The sequence below is a fragment of the Aliirhizobium wenxiniae genome (assembly GCF_019511445.1).
GTDB classification, from domain to species: Bacteria; Pseudomonadota; Alphaproteobacteria; order Rhizobiales; family Rhizobiaceae; genus Neorhizobium; species Neorhizobium wenxiniae_A.
On record NZ_JAEUAN010000013.1, the window covers coordinates 25120 to 45992 of the forward strand.

General features: G+C 59.4%; 17 protein-coding genes. 7 read left to right on the plus strand and 10 right to left on the minus strand.

What is annotated here, in order from left to right; all coding sequences use genetic code 11:
- Positions 1–31: 31 nt before the first annotated feature.
- Positions 32–706, plus strand: coding sequence for a GntR family transcriptional regulator (locus JNB91_RS16640; RefSeq protein WP_220326638.1), 675 nt, complete (start codon positions 32–34; stop codon positions 704–706).
- A gap of 2 nt (positions 707–708) precedes the next feature.
- Entirely contained in the window at positions 709–1413 is a 705-nt protein-coding gene (locus tag JNB91_RS16645; RefSeq protein WP_220326639.1) for a GntR family transcriptional regulator, read from the plus strand.
- A gap of 228 nt (positions 1414–1641) precedes the next feature.
- On the opposite strand, the gene JNB91_RS31665 is transcribed toward JNB91_RS16645, so the two are convergent.
- From JNB91_RS31665 to adhE, 5 genes are all read right to left on the minus strand, one after another.
- Positions 1642–1959 (minus strand): hypothetical protein, encoded by a 318-nt coding sequence (locus tag JNB91_RS31665; protein WP_430736301.1) that lies wholly within the window; start codon positions 1957–1959, stop codon positions 1642–1644.
- Positions 1960–2089: 130 nt separating this feature from the next.
- Positions 2090–2575: a GlcG/HbpS family heme-binding protein gene (locus JNB91_RS16655; protein ID WP_220326640.1), complete on the minus strand. Its 486-nt coding sequence runs from the start codon at positions 2573–2575 to the stop codon at positions 2090–2092.
- A 112-nt stretch (positions 2576–2687) separates the two neighbouring features.
- Positions 2688–3281, minus strand: a complete 594-nt coding sequence (locus JNB91_RS16660; RefSeq protein WP_220326641.1) for a response regulator transcription factor — start codon at positions 3279–3281, stop codon at positions 2688–2690.
- Entirely contained in the window at positions 3281–4876 is a 1596-nt protein-coding gene (locus JNB91_RS31440; protein ID WP_220326642.1) for a sensor histidine kinase, read from the minus strand. Before JNB91_RS31440 ends, JNB91_RS16660 begins: the two co-directional genes overlap by 1 nt.
- 151 nt (positions 4877–5027) lie before the next feature.
- Positions 5028–7685: a bifunctional acetaldehyde-CoA/alcohol dehydrogenase gene (gene adhE / locus JNB91_RS16670; protein ID WP_220326643.1), complete on the minus strand. Its 2658-nt coding sequence runs from the start codon at positions 7683–7685 to the stop codon at positions 5028–5030.
- Between the two features lie 303 nt (positions 7686–7988).
- On the opposite strand from adhE, the gene JNB91_RS16675 reads away from it, so the two are divergent.
- Positions 7989–9854 carry an adenine deaminase gene (locus tag JNB91_RS16675; RefSeq protein ID WP_220326644.1) on the plus strand — a complete coding sequence of 622 codons (1866 nt, stop codon included), beginning with the start codon at positions 7989–7991 and terminating at the stop codon, positions 9852–9854.
- Between the two features lie 52 nt (positions 9855–9906).
- Positions 9907–11109, plus strand: a complete 1203-nt coding sequence (locus JNB91_RS16680) for a M24 family metallopeptidase (protein WP_220326645.1) — start codon at positions 9907–9909, stop codon at positions 11107–11109.
- 109 nt (positions 11110–11218) lie between these two features.
- Here JNB91_RS16680 and JNB91_RS16685 read toward each other — a convergent pair whose 3' ends face one another.
- Complete coding sequence (locus tag JNB91_RS16685) at positions 11219–12229, minus strand: GlxA family transcriptional regulator (protein ID WP_220326646.1); 1011 nt, start codon at positions 12227–12229, stop codon at positions 11219–11221.
- A 208-nt stretch (positions 12230–12437) separates the two neighbouring features.
- Here JNB91_RS16685 and JNB91_RS16690 point away from each other — a divergent pair, with 208 nt between their 5' ends.
- Together JNB91_RS16690 and JNB91_RS16695 are read left to right on the plus strand one after the other, a co-directional pair.
- Entirely contained in the window at positions 12438–13331 is an 894-nt protein-coding gene (locus tag JNB91_RS16690; RefSeq protein WP_220326647.1) for a LysR family transcriptional regulator, read from the plus strand.
- 228 nt (positions 13332–13559) lie between these two features.
- Entirely contained in the window at positions 13560–14417 is an 858-nt protein-coding gene (locus JNB91_RS16695) for a VOC family protein (RefSeq protein WP_220326648.1), read from the plus strand.
- A 150-nt stretch (positions 14418–14567) separates the two neighbouring features.
- On the opposite strand, the gene JNB91_RS16700 is transcribed toward JNB91_RS16695, so the two are convergent.
- On the minus strand, positions 14568–15671 hold the full coding sequence (locus JNB91_RS16700) for an NADH:flavin oxidoreductase/NADH oxidase (RefSeq protein ID WP_220326649.1): 1104 nt from the start codon (positions 15669–15671) through the stop codon (positions 14568–14570).
- Positions 15672–15869: 198 nt separating this feature from the next.
- Between JNB91_RS16700 and JNB91_RS16705 the strand changes: the two genes are divergently transcribed.
- Complete coding sequence (locus tag JNB91_RS16705; RefSeq protein WP_220326650.1) at positions 15870–16229, plus strand: ArsR/SmtB family transcription factor; 360 nt, start codon at positions 15870–15872, stop codon at positions 16227–16229.
- A gap of 152 nt (positions 16230–16381) precedes the next feature.
- Here the strand turns inward: JNB91_RS16705 and JNB91_RS16710 are convergent, their stop codons facing one another.
- The 3 genes from JNB91_RS16710 to JNB91_RS16720 all read right to left on the minus strand — a co-directional run bounded on the left by JNB91_RS16710 (position 16382) and on the right by JNB91_RS16720 (position 20503).
- Positions 16382–19171 carry a bifunctional aconitate hydratase 2/2-methylisocitrate dehydratase gene (locus tag JNB91_RS16710; protein WP_220326651.1) on the minus strand — a complete coding sequence of 930 codons (2790 nt, stop codon included), beginning with the start codon at positions 19169–19171 and terminating at the stop codon, positions 16382–16384.
- 274 nt (positions 19172–19445) lie between these two features.
- On the minus strand, positions 19446–20222 hold the full coding sequence (locus tag JNB91_RS16715; RefSeq protein ID WP_220326652.1) for a DUF1194 domain-containing protein: 777 nt from the start codon (positions 20220–20222) through the stop codon (positions 19446–19448).
- A 110-nt stretch (positions 20223–20332) separates the two neighbouring features.
- Positions 20333–20503: a hypothetical protein gene (locus tag JNB91_RS16720; protein WP_223218217.1), complete on the minus strand. Its 171-nt coding sequence runs from the start codon at positions 20501–20503 to the stop codon at positions 20333–20335.
- Between the last annotated feature and the right edge of the window lie 370 nt (positions 20504–20873).

Below are 20873 nucleotides of genomic sequence, written 5' to 3' on the forward strand. Positions count from 1 at the left end.
TGAGGATTGAGAAAATCTCCGAGATGCGCACATGCTTTCCGATCTAGCCAACGAAACCGTTGCCGAAAACAGCTACAAGCGAATTCGAGCCGATATCATATTCGGTCGTCTTCCTCCCGGTCAGAAGCTCAAGCTTGAGAAGCTCAAGGAGACCTACGACACCAGCGTCAGCACGTTGAGGGAAATCCTCAACCGTCTCGCCTCCGAAGGACTTGTTGCGGCGGAAGGTCAACGCGGCTTTCATGTGGCGCCGATGTCAGCGACCGATTTGAAAGAGATCGCCGCACTGCGCCTGCTGTTGGAGACACACGCACTCGAGCAATCCTTCGAAAGGGGTGACGTCGATTGGGAAGCACGGCTCGTATCCGCGCATTACAAACTTGCCCGCATGGAAAGCATCATGGCCAGCGGCGATACCAGCCAGACGGAAGACTGGAAGCGTTATGACTGGGAATTTCACCAGGCTCTGGTTTCCGCTTGTGGGTCGAGACTGCTGATGGAAACCCATGCCGCCATCTTCGACAAATATCTCCGCTACCAAATGGTTGCCCTTTCCTATCGCGGCAAGATTGCTGCAGACGAACACAAGCGCCTTCTGAATGCAGCCCTCGAGCGAGACAAGGAAACGGCGAAGAAGATCCTCGGCCTGCACATTCAGGGCGGCGTGGAACACGCATTGGCGAGAAAGTCGCCGCTTCAGGATTGACCATGCGTGAAGAACGATCAGGTGAGCACGAGCGGATGAACGACCTCAGCGAGAGCGTCAGCGACGCGGTCTTTCGCCGGTTACGACAGGATATCATACTCGGAACCTTGCCGCCCGGGTCCAAGATCAAGCTTGAGAAGGCGCGCGAGCGTTATTCGATCAGCATTTCGTCATTACGGGAGATCCTTTGCAGATTATCGGCAGAGAATCTCGTGCTGGCGGAAGGACAGCGTGGATTTGAGGTCAGTCCCGTATCCAGGCAAGAACTGACGGAACTGGCCGACCTTCGCATCGTTTTGGAATGCCATGCTATCGGCCTTTCATTCGCCGCTGGGGATCTCGAGTGGGAAGGCTCGATCGTGGCTGCGCATCATCGGCTGGCTGCGGTGGAGCGCAGGCTTCTCGCTGGAGATATTGCCCGCACGATCGACTGGGTCAGATGTGACTGGGAGTTTCACCGGGCAATCGTTGCGGCAAGCAAGTCGACAACACTCCTGCAAAGCCTGTCCTCTGTCTTCGATCGCTTCCTTCGATATCATATGCTCGCCGGCAGTTTTCGGGGCAATGCGGTCGTCGACGATCACAAATTGCTGTTTGAACGGGCGCTTGCGAGAGACGCGGATGGTGCAAGGCAGATCATCACGAGCCATGTGCAGAAGGGCGTTGAGCACATTTTGAAGGAGCCGCAATTTCTTTCAAAGCGGTGATGGTTCTATGGTTGGCTCGTGATAGGGTTCGAACTGGCGACGCATAGATTGGTTACCGAAGGCCTGAGATAATTGAGGCGCTTGTCGTAGCGCCACCGCCGTGCCTTAGAAGCGGACATCGCGACTTCAACTCCGGGCTCGTTCGTGCACCTCCGATGTCATCAGACCGGACTCGATAGACTTAGGCCCAATCGACATTCATGCTTCCCCAATCTCTTGAAGACTGTTTCATAGCCTGCCCGTCGCTCTCATTCGAACATCATCGAATTTCAGATCGAAGCGGGCGAGATATTTGCTGAGCCGGTCCGCATCGTTGCTGCTTTTTTTCTGCAGCATCGATTTGGCGAACAGGGCTCGTCCTGCGGCGCTTGCGCCTTTATGTTCACGGCACACCCTCAACACAGCGGCACGTAACCTCCTCGTGATATCAAAACTGATACAATCAGTTTTAATACAACAAGTCGAACGTCTGAAACGATCAAAAACAGCCCTTCGATATGCGGTATTTTGCGCAGAACCAGAATTATCCTGATCCGTTTTGCGCACCGCGCCATTCCGCCGTTCCACAAAGAGGCGACATGTCGCAATTCAGTGCCGGGTGTTCCGAACGCGAAGTTGAAACACCCGGCCGGCGACACCGAAAGGAGTAGTGATGACGCCGTGATGAAAGGAATACTTACTTGAGCTGATCCTTCACCTTGGTAAGAGCAGCAACCGCGCAGGCTTCATCGAACTGACCGCCCGGTGCGCCTCCGACACCGATCGCTCCGATCGTGACATCCCCAAGCTTGACCGGCACACCGCCGGCGAGAACCAGAAAGCCGTCGATCGACGCAAGCTCGGCAGCGGCCGGGTTCTTGGTGATGTTTTCCGCCATGGCGCTGGTCGGCATGCGCGAAGAAGACGACGTATAGGCCTTCTGGCGGGCAGCTTCCGGTGTATGAGACCCGGCATTGTCTGCCCGAAGCAGAGCGCGAAGAACGCCCGCGCGATCCACCACGGCCGCCGAGACATTATAGCCCTGCGCCGAGCAGGCAGCGACAGCTTCACGGGCGATCGTCGCGGCCAGATCCATCGGCATGTTCTTTTCTTCAAGAATCTGTGCGGAAGCGGCCGATCCCATGACGGCGGCGGCAGTAGCTGCGAGAAGAATGCGCTTCATGGTCGTGTCTCCTTTGAAACCATGTCCCGAAAGTCCTTGCTTTCTGACGATGGTTCTAAAGGCATGGCGCGCTCCCCGGAATCCGCGACTGCACGGGGTCGGCTAGGTAGTTCTACCGAGAGGCGGCAACGGTCAGGCGCACGAACTCCGCTACCGAACTGGTTTTGAGCTTTTCGGCGATATTGGCGCGATGGGCATCGATCGTGCGTGCCGAGATGTCGAGAGCGCCGGCGATATCCTTGCTGGAGAAACCCTGGCACACGAGATCGAGCACTTCCCTTTCACGTCCCGTCAGGCTGGCCAGCAGATCGGCGGCCTCGCGCCGTTCCAGCCGCGCCTCAAGCAACGCTTTTGCCGAATGGATGGCATCGAGCAGCACATCCTCGTCGATCGGCTTGCTCAGGAAATCGCTGACACCCGCCTTGAATGCGCGACGGCAGGCGTTCACGTCACCATGGCCGGTAATCATGATGATCGGCCAGTCGATCCCGCGTTCCGTCAGCTTCTGCTGCACCTGCAGGCCGCTGACCAGCGGCATGCGCAAATCGATCAGCAGGATCCCGGCTTGCCGCGCATCGACATGCGCGAGAAAGGTCGTCGGATCGGCAAAAGTTTCGACCTCCATGCCATAGGTTGCGAGCAGAAGCGAAAGCGCCTCGCGCACAGCTTCGTCATCGTCGACCAGATAGATGTGTACCGCGCTCATCAGCCTGTCTCCCCCGGCCCGGCGACCAGCCTGACGGTAAAACGGGCTCCGCCATCCGCCTCGTTACGGGCTTCGATTTGACCGCCGACGCGCTCGATCAGCGTCGAACATAATGCCAGCCCCAACCCCATGCCATCCGGTTTGGTGGTGAAGAACGTTTCAAACACACGGGGCAGCAAGGCCTCTTCGATCCCCGGCCCGTTGTCGCCAATATCTATCCGTATCCGGCTCCCCTCCAGCATCGTTGCAATCGTGATCCGGCCCTCTGCGATACCCGCCTCCCCCAGGCTGTCGGCAGCATTGCGGATCAGATTGTTGAAAACCTGTTCCAGCTCCACCGGATCGGCCATCAGCATGGGCAAATTTCCTGAAAGCGACAGGTCGAGCGTGATGCCGCGCTGCTCAAGGTCCGCACGCATCAGGTCCGCCGTGTCGCTGACGACCTTGTTGATGACAACAGCAACGGGTTTCGGCGGACGGTTGCTGATGTAATCGCGCATGCGCTTGAGCATATCGCCGGCACGCCGCGCCTCGCGCACATTGGCGGCCATCGTCTTTTTCAACAACGCATTGTCTATGCCGGACTGCTCGAGCAGACGCTCCGCCGCCCGGCTCTGGCTCATCAGGGCGGTCAGCGGCTGCGCCAGTTCGTGGGCGATGCCGGAAGCGAGCTCGCCCAGCGAATTCACCCGCGCCGCATGGGCAAGGCGTGCCTCGCGCGCAAGCAGGATGCTGCGCTGCTCGGCGCGTTCCGCAGCGCCCTGCGAGAGCCGGGCCTCGCGTCGATTGCGCAGGCTGTAAGCAAAGAGCCCAAGCCCGACGAGGCTCGCGGCCGCGACGGCAGCAAGCATCGCGCCATCGACAAGGTCAGCAAGCGAAACCGGTCGTTCCAGGTTGAGAAGCAGCGGCTGCGACTGACTGTCGATCATGCGGCTGAAGCGGGGCGGCGTGAGCCAGCCGGATCCTTGCGGGGCGGCGGGCCGTTGCATGACCACCTTTCCATCAAGCTGCAGCTGCAAGGAAATCCAATTCGGCAGTTCTTCCATGTCGATCAACCGCCAAGGATCGATCTGCAGCACAAGCGCCGGAGCCGGATTGCTATCCCTGACCTTCTTCGTCAGCAGATAACCGGTGTCGAAAGACGCATCGACATGGCTCTTGCCCTCGCCTGCCTTCTGCATGAAAACCGCGGCTGCAAGCAACCGGTCATCCGGCACCCTGGCATCGGCAGGGATGGACAGGATCCGGCGCGCATCGGCACTTGCCGAGGGTTCACGCCACGTAATCTCCAGCTCGTGGATGGCCGTGATGCGTGGATAGAAGCGCATGATGCTCTCACCGACCTGGATCAGCGGCTGGCTCTGTCCGCCTTCCGCCGCAAGCACCAACGAGACCAGTGTCGTCAGATGCGCGTCGTGTTGCGCTACGCGCTGCGAAATCATCCGGTGCAGCAGAAATCCGGCTTCGTTCAGCTCTGCTTCAGACCGTTTCAAGGCGATATTGGCGGAAATGGCGGCATAACAGGCGACGCACAGGATCCAGACGGCAAGAATGCCGGCTATCCATTCAAGTCTCGAATGTGCATCTCTTGTCACCTATGCACAATCCTGTTGCACGTCGTCGCGGACAGCATAGGGCATAAAGCAGGCAGTCCATCAAGTGCCCGCCGCTTTGCAGCAGACCTGAAGACGAAACACCCGCCGAAACCTCTGCCCCGGCGGGTGCTCTTGACGACAGTTACTATATTCAGCCCTTGGCTTTCAGCGAAACGACCTTCTGCTCCTTGGTCTTGGGCGCATCCTTTTGGTCTTCGGAATAAGCCTCGCCATGATAGCTGGCGATCAGGACGTCACGGATTTCAGCGATCAGCGGGTAACGCGGGTTTGCACCGGTGCACTGGTCGTCGAAGGCCATTTCGGCCAGCTTGTCGACCTTGGCCATGAAGTCCGCCTCGCCGACACCGGCGGCCTGGATAGAGGCCGGAATGTCGAGATCCTTCTTCAACTGTTCCAGCCACTGGACGAGGTTCTCGACGGATGCCGCGTCGTTCTTACCGCCGAGGCCGAGATGCTGCGCAATCTCGGCATAACGGCACAGCGCCTTCGGCCGGTCATACTGGCTGAACGCCGCCTGCTTGCTCGGATTGTCGACCGCGTTGTAGCGGACGACATTGGAGATCAACAGCGCGTTCGACAGGCCGTGCGGAATGTGGAATTCCGCACCGATCTTGTGCGCCATCGAGTGGCACACGCCGAGGAAGGCATTGGCAAAGGCGATGCCGGCAAGCGTTGCTGCATTGTGAACCTGCTCGCGCGCCTTTGGGTCCTTCGCACCGTTCTTGTAGGCAGAAGGCAGATAGGTTTTCAGCAGCTTCAATGCCTGAAGCGCCTGGCCATCCGAATATTCGTTGGCCATGACCGAGACATAGGCTTCCAGCGCATGCGTCACCGCGTCGATACCGCCATGAGCGGTCAAGGACTTCGGCATGTTCATGACCAGATTGGCATCGACGATCGCCATATGCGGCGTCAGCTGGTAATCGGCGATCGGGTATTTGATCCCCGTCTTCTCGTCGGTCACGACCGCAAACGGCGTCACTTCCGAACCCGTGCCCGAGGTCGTCGGGACGGCCACGAACATGGCCTTCTTGCCGAGCGTCGGGAAGCGGTAGATGCGCTTGCGGATATCCATGAAGCGCAGCGCCAGATCGGTGAATTCGACATCCGGATGCTCATACATGACCCACATGATCTTGGCCGCATCCATCGGAGAACCGCCGCCGACGGCAAGGATCAGGTCCGGCTGGAAGGCGTTGGCAAGTGCTGTCGCCTTGCGTACGACGGCCAGCGTCGGGTCGGCGCTGACTTCGAAGAAGACCTCGACCTCGAGACCGAGATCTTTCAGGATCCGGATCGTGTCGTTAACATTGCCGTTTTCGAACAGGAAGCGGTCGGTGACGATCAGGCAGCGCTTCTTGTCCTTCAGGTCTTCGAGCGCAAACGGCAGGCTGCCGCGGCGGAAGTAGATTGAGGGCGGCAGCTTGTGCCAGAGCATGTTTTCGGCGCGCATGGCCACCGTCTTCCTGTTGATCAGATGCTGCGGGCCGACATTTTCCGAGATCGAATTGCCGCCCCACGAGCCGCAACCGAGCGTCAGCGACGGCGCGAGACGGAAGTTGTATAGATCACCGATACCGCCATGCGAGGCCGGCGAGTTGATCAGGATGCGCGAGGTCTTCATCTTCGCGCCGTAAGTGGCGATGCGTTCCGGCTGGAGATCCTGGTCGGTGTAGAGAACCGAGGTATGACCAACGCCGCCGAAGGCAACCAGCGCTTCCGCCTTGTCGCAAGCCTGCTCGAAATTCTTCGCCTTGTACATGGCGAGAAGCGGCGACAGCTTCTCATAGGCAAAAGGTTCGGTCTCGTCGATCGCTTCGACTTCGGCGATCAGCACCTTGGTGCCGGTAGGAACCTCGAAGCCTGCCATTTCGGCAATCTTGTGTGCCGACTGGCCGACGATCTCGGCATTGATCGACCCCTTCTTCAGGATCAGGCTCTTGATCGCGCCCGCCTCATTGCTCGACAGAACATAACCGCCATGGGTGCGGAAACGCTCGCGCACCGCATCATAGACGGCATCGACCACGACAACCGACTGTTCCGAGGCGCAGACGACACCATTGTCGAAGGTCTTCGACATCAGGATCGAGGCGACCGCGCGCTTGATATCGGCAAATTCGTCGATGACGGCAGGCGTATTGCCGGCACCGACGCCGATTGCCGGCTTGCCGGACGAATAGGCGGCCTTGACCATGCCGGGACCACCGGTCGCCAGGATCAGGTCGATCGCCGGGTGATGCATCAGCGCGTTGGAAAGCTCGACGCTCGGCTCATCGATCCAGCCGATAATGTCCTTCGGCGCACCGGCCTTGAGGGCGGCTTCGAGCACGAGGCGGGCCGCCTCGCAGGTGGCGCGCTTGGCGCGCGGATGCGGAGAGAAGACGATGCCGTTGCGGGTTTTCAGCGCAATCAGCGCCTTGAAAATCGCCGTCGAGGTCGGGTTGGTGGTCGGCACGATGGCGCAGATCAGGCCGATCGGCTCGGCAACAGTTGCAATCCCGTATTCCGGCTCCTCGGAAAGAACACCGCAGGTCTTCTCGTCCTTATATTTGTTGTAGATATATTCGGAGGCAAAATGGTTCTTCACCACCTTGTCCTCCATCACGCCCATGCCGGTCTCCTCAACCGCCATCTTGGCAAGCGGGATACGCGCATTGGCCGCGGCAAGCGCGGCGTTGCGGAAAATCTCGTCTACCTGCTCCTGGCTGAAACTCGCAAAAGCCTTCTGCGCAGCCTCAACCCGCGCAACAAGCGCGTCCAGATCCGCAATCGTGCTAACTGTCATGATAATTCCACCTCAAATTGTATCATGGTGTGTGGTGAGTCTCGCTCATCACGCGAACTAAATCGATTTAGAAGACTAAATTCTGGACCAATGCGGCCAGGAAGCAAGCCTTTCGCGGCCTCCCGGAAACTATGTCGCGGTCTCGAAACCCTACAATGACATATGTCAATTTTCGCCCGAACCGTGCATCGAGCCGAAAGCACGGCTCACAATCAGGTCTGATCGATTTGAACGGTTGACTGGACCCCGCCACGGACTATCACTGCAGGCCCGCGACCCGGAAAATGCGACGTAGAGAAAACCATGCCTGTTGAAATTCAAGACACCATCATCGATGCCGACAACGAAGTGCGGATCCGCCAGCGCCTGACGCTGGTCGCACTCGGCAAGGAAAAGGCCGATGTGGCTCTGCGTGTCGGCCGGCTTCTTGATGTCGCGACCCGCACATGGGCGGAAGACCAGGAAATCATCATCAAGGACCGCCGCATCGCCTATGTTGGCAAGGCCGGTTCCTATCCGGGCGAAGTGGGCACCCGCGTTCACGAACCCCACCTTGCAGCCGTGCCGGGCCTTGGCGAAGTGCACAAGCATATCGAAAGCTCGCATCTGACGCCGGAATGGGAGGCCGCCCTCGTTCTTCCCCGCGGCAATACCTGGACCTGCGAGGCGAGCCACGAGTTTTCCAATGTCAACGGCGCAAAGACGCTGGAATTCTGGCTGAAGGCCCGCGAGGCCGGTTCGCCGCTGAAGATCTTCCCCCTGCCCGGCTCCGCCGTTCCGCCGACAGCATACGAGCATGGCGGCGGTTATCTCGGTTACGACGAGCAGAAAGCCTTTCTTCAACAGAGCCTGATGACGGCGGGCCTCGACGAGGTGATGGACTGGCCAGCCGTGTGGAACCCGGAAAATCCGTCGCATGAACGCCTCTGGGGGATGATCCGCGCCACGTTCGAAAAGCGCGCCGTCGTCGAAGGGCATGCCGCCGGCATCCGCGACCTGCCGTCGATCAATGCCTTTGCCGCAGCAGGCCTCGCCTCCGACCACGAAGCCTGGACGCCGGAAGAGTTCTGGGACAAGCTCACCCACGGCCTGTTCATGGAGCTTCGTCCACACAGCCTGCCGGAAGTGATCAAGGGGCTTCTCGACCGCGGCCTTGCCGACTGGTCGCAGATCGCTTTGACCACCGATGACCGCTCGGCCTCCGACACGCTGAAGCTCGGCGCCACCGACCACAATGTGCGGCTTGCGATCGAGGCCGGACTTGCACCGGAAATCGCCATCCAGTGCGTCACGATCAACCCCGCCCGCCACATGCGCCTCACCCCCTGGGTCGGCTCGATCGCGCCCGGCCGTTATGCCGACATCGTGCTCCTGTCGAATGTCGAGAAATTCGAGATCGCAAAGGTCTGGGCCGATGGAAAACAGGTCTCGGACGGCAAGACTTATCTGCCGGACGTGCCAAAAATCGACTGGCCGGAATGGGCGACGAACACCATCAATATCGGCCGCGACCTGACCGCCGAGGATTTCGCCATCAAGGCCGAACCCGGCCGCGAGACGATGACGGCCGCAGTTCTGCGCCCCTTCCACTGGACCGACGATTTTTTGACTTTCGACCTGCAGGTCAAAGACGGTCTCGTCGAGCGGGACCACAGCCGCAACATCACCAAATTCTCCGTCATCGACCGTTTTTCCGGCAAGGCCGCCGTGTCGAAAATGTTCTGGCTCGGTTGCGGCCCGTCGACACCCGATACGGCACTCGCCTGCTCCATGGCGCATGACAAGCATAATATCTGGTGCGTCGGCTCTTCCGACGAAGCCATGGCGAAGGCCGTCAACGCGGTCGCCGACAATGACGGCGGCTGGGCGCTGGTGCGCGAAGGTAAGGTCGTCGCCCGCGTGCGCTACGAGGTCGCCGGCCTGATGAGCTGTCGCCCGGCCGAAGACCTGCATGAGGAGATGCAGGCGCTTTACGCCGAGGGCGAAAAGGTCGACTGGATGTACGAGCCGAGTTTTCATCCGCGCTGGTTCGCCGGGTTCCCGGAGCGGCTGGCCTTCGCCACGCTCACCTGCGCGCCGTGGCGCTGGGTTCTGGTCGCACCAAGCGACCATGCCCCGCAGGGCCTCGTCAATGTCGAGACCGGCGCCACCCATCCCGTCGTCTTCTAAATTGTCTTCTAATCAGAATGTTTGAAATCCAGTCCGTTTCAGGAACAAGATCATGAGTGCCCCCGTCTATAAATCCTTCGAACAATCGCTTGCCGAGTTCGACAATATCGCCGCCGCCGTCGCTCCGATTTCCAATGAGGAGCTTCAGTCCCGCATCGCCAAGCTGCAGGATCTGATGCTGGAGGCGGGCGTCAAGGCCGTCTATCTCGACACCTCGACCAGCCTCACCTATTTCACCGGCATGACGCTCGGCGCAAGCGAGCGCCTGCACGGCGCAATCATCCCGTCTGCCGGTACGCCGATCTATATCAGCCCGGCCTTCGAGGAACCGAAAACGGTTACCCTCATCCAGATCGAGGGCGAGATCGCCACGTGGGAAGAGCATGAAGACCCGGCCCTGCTCGTCGCAAACCTGATCTGCGATCTGCCGGCCGAGGGCAAGCTGCTGGCCTTCGATCCCGCCACACCCTTCATGTTCTCAAGCCCGATCACCGCCCATATCGGCGCGCGGCTTAAAATCATCGGCGCCGGCGATCTGATCGCCCAATGCCGCCAGATCAAATCGGCCACCGAAATCGCCATCATCCAGACGGCGATGACCGCCAGCCTGCGCGTCCATAAGGCCGTCTGGGAAGGGCTTTACGAAGGTGTATCGACCACCGAAGTGACGGATTTCATCGCTTCCGCCCATCAGAAACTCGGCATGCGCCATGTCTTCGCCGCCGCCCAGTTCGGCGAGGCAACCGCCTATCCGCATGGCGTGCCCTATGCCCAGACGCTCACCAAGGGCGACATGGTGCTGATCGATCTCGGCGCGCATATCCACCGCTACTGCTCGGATATCACCCGCACCTACGTCTTCGGCGAAGCGACGGAGCGTAAGCGGGAACTCTGGAACATGGAAAAGGCAGCCCACCGCGCCGCCTTCGAGGCAGCGCAGCTCGGCTCACCTTGCGAAGACGTCGATGCCGCCGCCCGCAAGGTGCTGACTGATGCCGGCTACGGACCGGACTACCAAGTCCCCGGCCTGCCGCACCGCACCGGTCATGGCCTCGGCATGGACCTGCACGAAAACCCGTTCATCGTCCGCGGCAACAAGACGAAGCTTCAGCCGGGCATGGTCTTCTCCGACGAGCCGATGCTCTGCGTCTACGGCGAATGCGGCGTGCGCCTCGAAGACATCATCTACATGTCGGATAAAGGCCCGGTCTTCTTCACTGAACCGGCCCATTCGATCGACCGGCCTTTCGGCTAAGTCGGGATATTAGCGGATTCCGGCGGGCGCGGCTTTCTGGCCGCGCGCCCACATTATCCACATCAGGCCAGTCGCAATTGACGGAGCGAATGGTTCGACACGCCGCTCCTCAATGGATTGCAGCCTGGCTTTCTCTCACGCCCAGCGGCGTCTTGCCGAAGGCAAGCCTGAACGCCTTGGTAAAATGCGACGCGCTTGAATATCCGACGTCGAAGGCAATATCGATCACGGCGCGGTTCGTGTTCTGAAGCAGTTCCCTTGCCCGCTCCAGGCGTATCTTGCGGTAGGCCGCTCCCGGGGAAAGCCCCGTCTGCTCTTCGAACAACCGCTCGAGCTGACGGCGGGAAAGCCTGACCGACTTTGCCAATCCCTCCAGCGACACATCGCCTTCCAGATTTTGCTCCATTGTAATCAGCACCGAGATGATGCGCGGATCTCTCGCTTCGACGACAAACGGTCGGCGCGCCTGCGAATGCGTGGCAGATCTCGCCTGATCGATCTGCAGCACTTCAAGAGCATTCCTGGCTGCGTCCCGTCCGATATGACGTTGTACGAGAACGTTGGCGAGATCCGCCGAACTGCTGCCGCCGGCACAGGAACCGCGCTCGCCGTCGATATGGAAAAGCCGATCAGAGCGAACCTTCAGATCCGGAAACCGCTCGCGAAAATCCTGGTGATGGAGCCAGCTGACACAGCTCTCGTGGTTCGCCATCAGGCCGGCATCGGCCAGAATGAAGGAGCCGGTACAGACGCCGATAAGCGGCACGCCTCTGGCGGCCGCCCGTTTCAGGTAGGAGACAGTCTCGTTGTCCACCGGCTGCGACACCGAAAGAAGCCCGCCGACCACGACGATATAGTCGAAGCGGGCCGGATCTATGAAATCCGTCGTTGGAGCAACCTGTATTCCGCAGCTGGACGTCACCATGTGCCGGGTGCTGCTGAGAACCTGCCAGTCGGCAAGAACCCTGCCGGATCGGTCCTTCTGGTCACTGGCGAGACGCAGCGTGTCGATGAACATGGCAAACGCCGACAATGTGAACGACCGGGCAAGGATGAAACCCACCTTGAGAGGTTTTTGCGACTCTGCGGCATCCGGCCGCTTGCATTGTTCGGGCTGCACCGATCTCTCCCTTGCTGCGGCGTCGTGCGATGCCGCGACAGATCACCTGATTTGAAAACCATGGGCAAGCAGATCGCACTCGTCAACGAAGATTGCTTGTGGCCGATCACTCTTGCGCATCCGAGCCTCTTCATGCTCTCGGCTTTGTCATTGGCGCCCAGCTATCCATGCGCTAAATCTCTCATGCACATATGCTGGAGATTAATAAATGCGGCGCGATGAAATCGGCGATCTTCTGGCGTTCATGGCCGTTGCGCAAGAACGAAGCTTTACCCGCGCAGCAGCCAGAATGGGCACGTCGCAATCGTCGCTCAGCCATACGATCCGGCGCATGGAAGAGCGGATGGGCGTGCGCCTTCTCACTCGCACCACACGCAATGTCGCCCCGACCGATGCCGGCGAACAGTTGCTCGAAACGCTGCGCCCGGCCTTCGATGACATAAAAACCCGCGTCGATGCGATAAGCGCGCTCGGTGCCAAGCCCGCCGGAACCATTCGGCTGACATCGAGCCGCCAGCCAGCGGTCGGCATCGTCATGCCCGCCGCAAGCCGGCTGATGGCGGAATATCCCGACATCAATATCGAAATCTCGGTCGACCAGCGCTTCACCGATATCGTAACCGAACGTTACGATGCCGGCATCCGGCTCGGCGAGCGGGTGGAAAAGGATATGGTCGCGGTGCGCATCGGCCCGGAACTGCGCATGGTCGTTGCCGGATCACCCACCTATTTCGAGAAAAACGGCAGGCCGCTATCGCCGCATGACCTGACGCAACATGTCTGCATGAACCTTCGGCTTCCCACGCTTGGCGGCCTTTATGCGTGGGAATTTGAGAAGGATGACAGGCCGCTCAATGTGCGCGTCCAGGGTCAGTTCACCTGCAATGACGTACCCATGCTGGTCGAGGCAGCCGTCAATGGCCTCGGTCTCGTCTGCCTTCCGGACGATCAGTTCGGCAAGCTGTTCGACGAGGGAAAGCTGGAACGCGTGCTTGAGGACTGGTGCCCGCCATTCCCCGGATACCACCTCTATTATCCCAGCCGCCGTCAGGTCTCCCCCGCCTTCCGTCTGCTGATCGAAGCCTTGCGTTATCGCGACTGAAAGACCGAAATTTTTGAGGGACTTAATAACACGCCGCACGCGGTGTCATGGCTGGAACACGATTGTTCCAGACGCCCCGGGCCCGCAAAGAAACTTCCGCACCTGCCCTGAAAATAGAATAGCAAATCGGTAGAAATTCAGCAGGACCGGATAGGCTCACAACCATCGATCAATCGCTCGGCCGGCCTGCCGCCGACGGGTAAATCCTTCAAGTCGATGAGGAAAATCATGTCCCACCCCGTGCTCGGCGTGGATCACAGCTATCTGCTGGTCAATGATCTCGATGACAGCGCCGAACGTTACCGCCGCCTTGGCTTCACGCTTTCTCCCCGCGGGCGTCACAGTCCGCAAAAGGGATCGGCCAACTACACGATCATCTTTCAGGATGACTATCTGGAGCTTCTTGGACTGGTCGCCGAGACCGAACTCAACGCGCCACAGCGCAAGACGCTCACGACCTATGGCCAGGGCCTGCAGGCGATTGCCAATCGCACCGCAAGTGCGGACGCGGCCAAGCCGGCGCTTGCCGAACTCGGCATCCGGACGGGAGAGATCAGCGCGTTTTCACGTCCACTCCCCCTGCCCGGCGGCGGCGAAGGCATTGCCGTCTTCAGGACATTGGGCTTCGATCCTGGCCAAGTTCCACTCGGACATTTCTTCCTCTGCCAGCACGAAACGCGCGACATGGTGTGGAGACCGGAACTGCAGGATCATGCCAATGGCGCGATCGGCCTCGGCGGCATAACCGGCATCAGCGACGATCCGCGCAAGACGGCGGAAACCTATGCAAGCTTCTATGCCGCAGGCCGTGTCGAGGAAATTGAAGGCGGCTTTCGCGTCGAAACCGGCCAGAATTCGGCACCGCTGTTCTTCTTCGAGCCGGCAGCGATTGCCGGGCTTTACCCCGGTCTCGATATTGCCGGGACGCCAGCAAATGGCTTTGCCGTGCTGCGCATTCGGGTGAAGGATCGGAAAAAGACAGCGGAGCTGCTTACCGCACAGGGCATCGCATCCATCAGGACATCCGCCGGCGGCATCGCCGTTTCGCCGGAAGATGCCAGCGGCGCGGTGGTAGAATTCATCTGAGCGCGCTCGGCAACCGCCGCCGTCAACCGTGTCCACACACCCGGTGATCAAGGCCGCCATCGGCTTCCGGATCAGCCAGAGAAAATGCGAAAGGTCTACGAGAACCTGCGGCCGTCCACCAAGGAAGGCCACAGGACTTTTCTTCATCACTTACGCCTTGAACAGCGACTTCAGCGTCGAAGGCTGGCTGCGGTGGTATTGCGGCGCAGCCGATACCTCGCCACCGAGAGCCGCAGCGGCATGCCAGGGCCAGCGAGGATCATAGAGGATCGTGCGGGCCAGACCGACGAGATCGGCATCACCCGTCGCAACGATCGCTTCCGCCTGCGATGGTTCGGTAATCAAGCCGACGGCCACGACCGGCATCTTCACCGCAGCTTTCACAGCTCGCGCGAAAGGCACCTGATAGCTCGGCGACACGGGGATTTTCTGATCGACATGTAAGCCGCCGGTCGAGACGTTGATCGCATCGCAACCGCGCTGATCGAGAGCCTTGGCGAATTCGATCGTCTCCTCGAGGTTCCAGCCGCCGTCATACCAGTCGGTCGCAGAGACGCGAACCGAAACCACCTTGTCTGCCGGGAAAGCAGCCCGCACCGCATCGAACACTTCCAGCGGGAAGCGCATGCGGTTTTCGAGGCTTCCGCCATATTCGTCGGTCCGCTGGTTGGCGAGCGGCGACAGGAAGGAATGCAGCAGATAGCCGTGCGCGGCATGGATCTGCACCGCATCGATGCCGATACGCGCGGCGCGAATTGCCGCCTGGACAAAGGCGTCGCGGATTTCGTTCATCCGCTCACGGGAAAGCTCGGTCGGCACCGTATCCGTCGATTTGAACGGAACCGCAGACGGCGCCTCGGTCTGCCACCCGTCCTTGTGGTCGACCGGAAGCTGCGCTCCGCCAAGCCACGGCAGGTTTGACGACGCCTTGCGCCCGGCATGGGCAAGCTGAACCGCGATCGGAATGTTCGACCATTTGCGGATGCTCTCCAGCGTCCGGCGCATCGCCTGTTCCGTTGCGTCATCATAGAGACCCACATCGGCATAACTTATGCGGCCTTCGGGAACGACGGCCGTCGCCTCGATCGTCAGGAGACCGGCACCGGACAGAGCCAGTTGTCCTAGATGGATGAGATGCCAGTCGGTCATGCACCCGTCCACGGCGGAATAGGTGCACATCGGGGCGATGGTGATGCGGTTCTCAAGCTCGAAATTGCGGATCTTGAACGGTGTGAAAAGCTGTGGCTGAGGCATGGCGCTCACTTTCGGTATGATAGGGTTCGGCGCCATATTCAACGACGGGGCGCCGCTTTCTGCTTGTAGATTCGACCGATATCCGCAGGTGCTATAGAAGTGCTGGTATGGCGTAAGGCATACCTATGCCTCCAAAAGGTATGCGTCAAGACATACCTATTACTTGCGTCGAGATGCCAATTTTCGTAGATTTATCCCATGCCAGAACTGCTCCCTCAACCAGCACGGGACGAGATCGACCTCAGCATCGTCTTTTCGACGCTGTCAGACCCGCTTCGCCGCACTGCGATTGCAATCCTCGCGAGCTTGCCGGACTGCACGGAACGCAATTGCGTATCCTTCGGCTTCCCTGTGGCCAAGGCCTCGCTGACCCATCATTTCAAGATCCTGCGCGAAGCCGGCTTGATCAGCCAGATCGATTACGGAAATCGTCGCGCATCCTCGCTTCGCCGAGACGATATCGAATCCCGGTTCCCCGGCCTTCTTGCCATGCTGGTAAAGGAGCTTGAGCAAGCCGGCGGCACTGAAAAGGCAGTCACGTCCGCCGGCAAGCGCTGATTTTGATGCAGTCGAAAGCCGGCAATTCTTTTAGCTACGCTGGCCCCCGTCCGGCATGGTCCCCACCAGCGGTTCAACAGCCCTGAAACGACAACGGCCCGGGAAGGTATTGCCTTCCCGGGCCGAAGTTTATCAGGCTTTGAGCCTAACTCTTAGTAGTGGACCGACAGGCTGTCGATCGGTGTCGTCTTCGGCGGCGCGAACTTCGTCAGGTTGATGCCTTCGACCGCGACGCGATATTCCTCGATGCTCGGCGTACGGCCGAGGATCGCGGAGAGCACGACCAGCGGGGTGGAAGCGAGCAGCGATTCACCCTTCTTCTCGGCGGTGTCTTCAACAACGCGCCCCTGGAACAGACGGGTCGAGGTTGCGAGAACCGTATCGCCCTTCTCTGCCTTTTCCTGGTTGCCCATGCAAAGGTTGCAACCCGGACGCTCGAGATAGAGAATGTTCTCGTATTCGGTGCGGTTGGTCGTCTTCGGCTTCACGTCGTCGAATTCGAAGCCCGAATATTTCTGCAGGATTTCCCAGTCACCTTCGGCCTTCAGCTCGTCGATGATGTTGTAGGTCGGTGCTGCAACGACGAGCGGTGCCTTGAACTCGACCTTGCCTTCTGCCTTTTCGAGGTTCTTCAGCATCTGGGCAACGATCTTGATGTCGCCCTTGTGAACCATGCAGGAACCGACAAAGCCGAGGTCGACCTTCTTGGTACCACCGTAATAGGAAACCGGACGGATCGTATCATGGGTGTAGCGGCGCGAGACGTCGGCATTGTTGACGTCCGGGTCGGCAATCATCGGCTCGTCGATCAGGTCGAGATCGACCACGACTTCGGCGAAATACTTCGCATTGTCGTCCGGCTTCAGCGCCGGCTTTGCGCCGGAGCGGATTTCGGCGATGCGGGCATCGGCCTTGTCGATCAGACCCTTGAGCGTCTGGGCGGCATTGTCCATGCCCTTGTCGATCATGATCTGGATGCGCGACTTGGCGATTTCCAGACTTTCGATCAGCGTCTCGTCCTCGGAGATACAGATCGACGCCTTGGCCTTCATTTCGGCCGTCCAGTCGGTGAAGGTGAAGGCCTGGTCGGCAAGCAGCGTGCCGATATGGACTTCGATGATACGGCCCTGGAAGACGTTGTCGCCATGCTGCTTGAGCATCTGCGCCTGGGTGGCATGCACCACGTCGCGGAAATCCATGTAAGGCTGCATCGTGCCCTTGAAGGTCACCTTGACCGACTGCGGGATCGGCATGGTGGCCTCACCCGTGGCAAGCGCCAGAGCAACGGTACCGGAGTCCGCGCCGAAAGCGACGCCCTTCGACATGCGGGTATGGCTGTCGCCGCCGATGATGATCGCCCAGTCGTCCACGGTGATGTCGTTCAGCACCTTGTGGATGACGTCGGTCATCGAATGATAGACGCCCTTCGGGTCACGCGCGGTGATGACGCCGAAATTGTTCATGAACGACATCAGCTTCGGAATGTTGACTTGGGCCTTCTTGTCCCAGACGGATGCCGTGTGGCAGCCCGACTGATAGGCGCCGTCGACCAGCGGCGAAATGACGGTTGCCGCCATCGCTTCCAGTTCCTGCGCGGTCATCAGACCGGTCGTGTCCTGCGAACCAACAATGTTGACGGTGACGCGAACGTCGGAACCGGCATGCAGAACCTTGCCCGGCGTCACGCCGACGGCATTGCGGTTGAAGATCTTTTCAACCGCCGTCAGGCCCTGGCCTTCCAGCGAGATTTCCTTGTTCGGCGCGAAAACCGGCGTTGCCTCGACGCCGAGCGTCTGGGCCGCGAACGTCTGCAGCTTCTTGCCGAAGACGATGGCGTAGGACGAACCCGCCTTCATGAATTCCGCCTTCTGCGGCGTGAAGGAAGAAGCGATATCGACCAGCTCTTCGCCGTTTTCGTCGCGCAGCTTCTTGTTCTTGGCATCGATCTTCAGGACCGTACCGGTCTCGACCGAGTATTTCTGCTCAAGAATCGGGTTGCCGTCATTGTTGAGGATCGGCTTACCGTTCTCGTCGAGCTTCTTGACCCAGTTCTTCAGGTTGATGCCGATACCGCCGGTCACGTCGACCGTGGTCGCGAAGATCGGCGAAATGCCGTTGGTGCCGGCGACGACCGGCGCAAAGTTGACGAAGGGAACATAGGGGCTGGACTGCTTGCCGGTCCAGAGTGCGACGTTGTTGACGCCGGACATGCGCGACGAGCCGACGCCCATCGTGCCCTTTTCGGCGATCATCATCACCCGCTTGTCCGGATGCTGCTTCTGAAGCGCGACGATTTCCGCCTGCGCTTCCGGGGTGATCATACACTGACCATGCAGCTGGCGGTCGGAGCGCGAATGCGCCTGGTTGCCCGGCGACAGAAGGTCGGTCGAGATATCGCCTTCGGCGGCGATGAAGGTAACGACCTTGATCTCGTCTTCGACGTCGGGAAGCTTGGTGAAGAACTCGGCCTTGGCGTAGCTTTCCAGCACGTCCTTGGCAACCGCGTTGCCGGCCTTGTAGGCATCGCGCAGACGGAACATATCGGCGTCATAGAGGAAGACCTGCGTCTTCAGGACGTCGCCGGCAGCCTTGGCGTTTGCCGCGTCATCGCCGAGCGCGATGTCGAGCAGCACTTCGACCGAAGGACCGCCCTTCATGTGCGACAAGAGTTCCAGCGCGAAGGTCGGGGTGATTTCAGGAACGACCGTTTCGCCGAGAATGATCTTCTTCAGGAAGGCGGCCTTGACGCCGGCAGCGCTCGTCGTGCCCGGCAGCGTATTGTAGATGAAGAATTTCAGAGCGTCCGCGCGATGCTCGTTACCGGCATCCTCGATCAATGTGATGATTTCAGCGGTCAGCGCGCCATCATCGATCGGCTTGGGGGCAAGCCCCTGGGGTTCTCTGCTTTTAATTTCTGCCAGGTATTCGGAATACAGGTTCATCACAGTCCCAACGTCATTAGTTTTTGGCGCTGAAACGCAGCACCACCGAACGGTATCGTCAGACGGCCCAAGGCCTTCGGGTTTGGAGTACGTCAACCGAGCCCGTGTGACAAGATACCGCATTTCAGTAAATGTAGTACTTCGGCTTCAGCGTTCAAAGGCTGACGATGACCGAGGGCGTTCATAATCGATCGGAGCTTCGGAAGCCATAGTTTTCAGCGCAAACAGCGAAACTGAGCGTCAGCATTTCTCGACTGTAAATCTCGAGTTTTTCTCAACGGTCGAACATGTCCTGCCATTGCTTTTCGCCGACAAGGCAATCGCTCCTGGCCGGTTTGTCGGCAATGCGTCTGATCTGCGGTTGCGGCTCGATCCCGCTGACTTCCATCACCAGCTTGCGGCGAACCGCGACACCGAAATCCTCGATTTTGTGTACCGGCAGGACGAAAGAGCCTGGACCGCCCGCAACGCAATCGCTGTAATACTGATCCAGCTTGCCAGGCGTTCCCGAAGGTCTGAGCATGATGGCGAGGCCATTGATGACGATACCCGCCTCGACTGCCTTGTCACGCGCCGGCGCCACCGGGCTGCCCGAGTTGTTCGGTCCGTCACCGGAAACATCGATCACCTGCCGAAGACCGTGATAGGAATTGGAGACCAGCATGGTCGCGCCCTGCACGATCGCGGCCGAAATCGATGTACGCCGCTGCATCTCGACAGGCCGCGCCTCGACCTTGTTGGCGAAGGCGATCGCATCCTCTTCGGTCTCGATCACCTGCCAGTCGATCACCGACCCCTGCACGACATCGCCTGCCCATTCGAAATAACTGATGGCGATCCGCCCCGTCAGCCCGTTCTTGACCGCATCGATGAACTCCTTGTGCTTGAGGGCGGAGACATACCCTTCGCGCTGGATGCGGGCTTCTTCCGTGTCCATGGATCGGGATGTGTCGACCGCAAGCACGAGTTCGACATCAACCTCCTGCCCGCCTTGCACGATTGCGGCATTCGACGCGGAAAGGGTCATTAACATTGCAAGTGTCGTGAGCATGGCAATCCATTCACTGCAGTGTCGATTGCCGGACTGTAACACAGGATATTGCCGGAGCGATCCCCTTCCCTCACGCGGGAACATCGCTCGGCTCAAATTTCAGTGATGCCTTATTCAGCAGCAGCCGGATAAGGCCCATCCTTCATCGCCTCGATCAGGCATTCCATGATCGCCGCTCGAAGCGCATAGGTGTTGGCGCTTGTCTGTTTCCGATCCAGGCTCTGGGCGGCCTCCACGAGCCGCATGCCCTGATGCACCACGATCTGGTGCGCGCGGTTCATGGCCCAGTGTTCGATTGAACTGCCATGATCAAGTACATGACTATGTGCGCTCAATGTAACCTCGCTCATCATCAGCGTTTACTGCGAATCATCTCGCTGGGCCGATGCTAATACAGGTTCATGTTCGCGTGAATCCTCAACGTCTCACAGTATTGTCAAAACTCAAGAAAAACCGAGATTTTTCAATGACACCAAGGTTTCATTGGTAAAAAATCATCCTTAAACATATGACTCTATCGCATTTTGAATGCTTTCTGCAATCATGGCAGGTATTTCCCGGAGATACGCTCGGCATCCTTGGTTTTCTGCTTGTCTCCAAATGACGGGCCAGGATCGATCGGTCGAAAATTCTGATTTCTGGTCTCCCTTC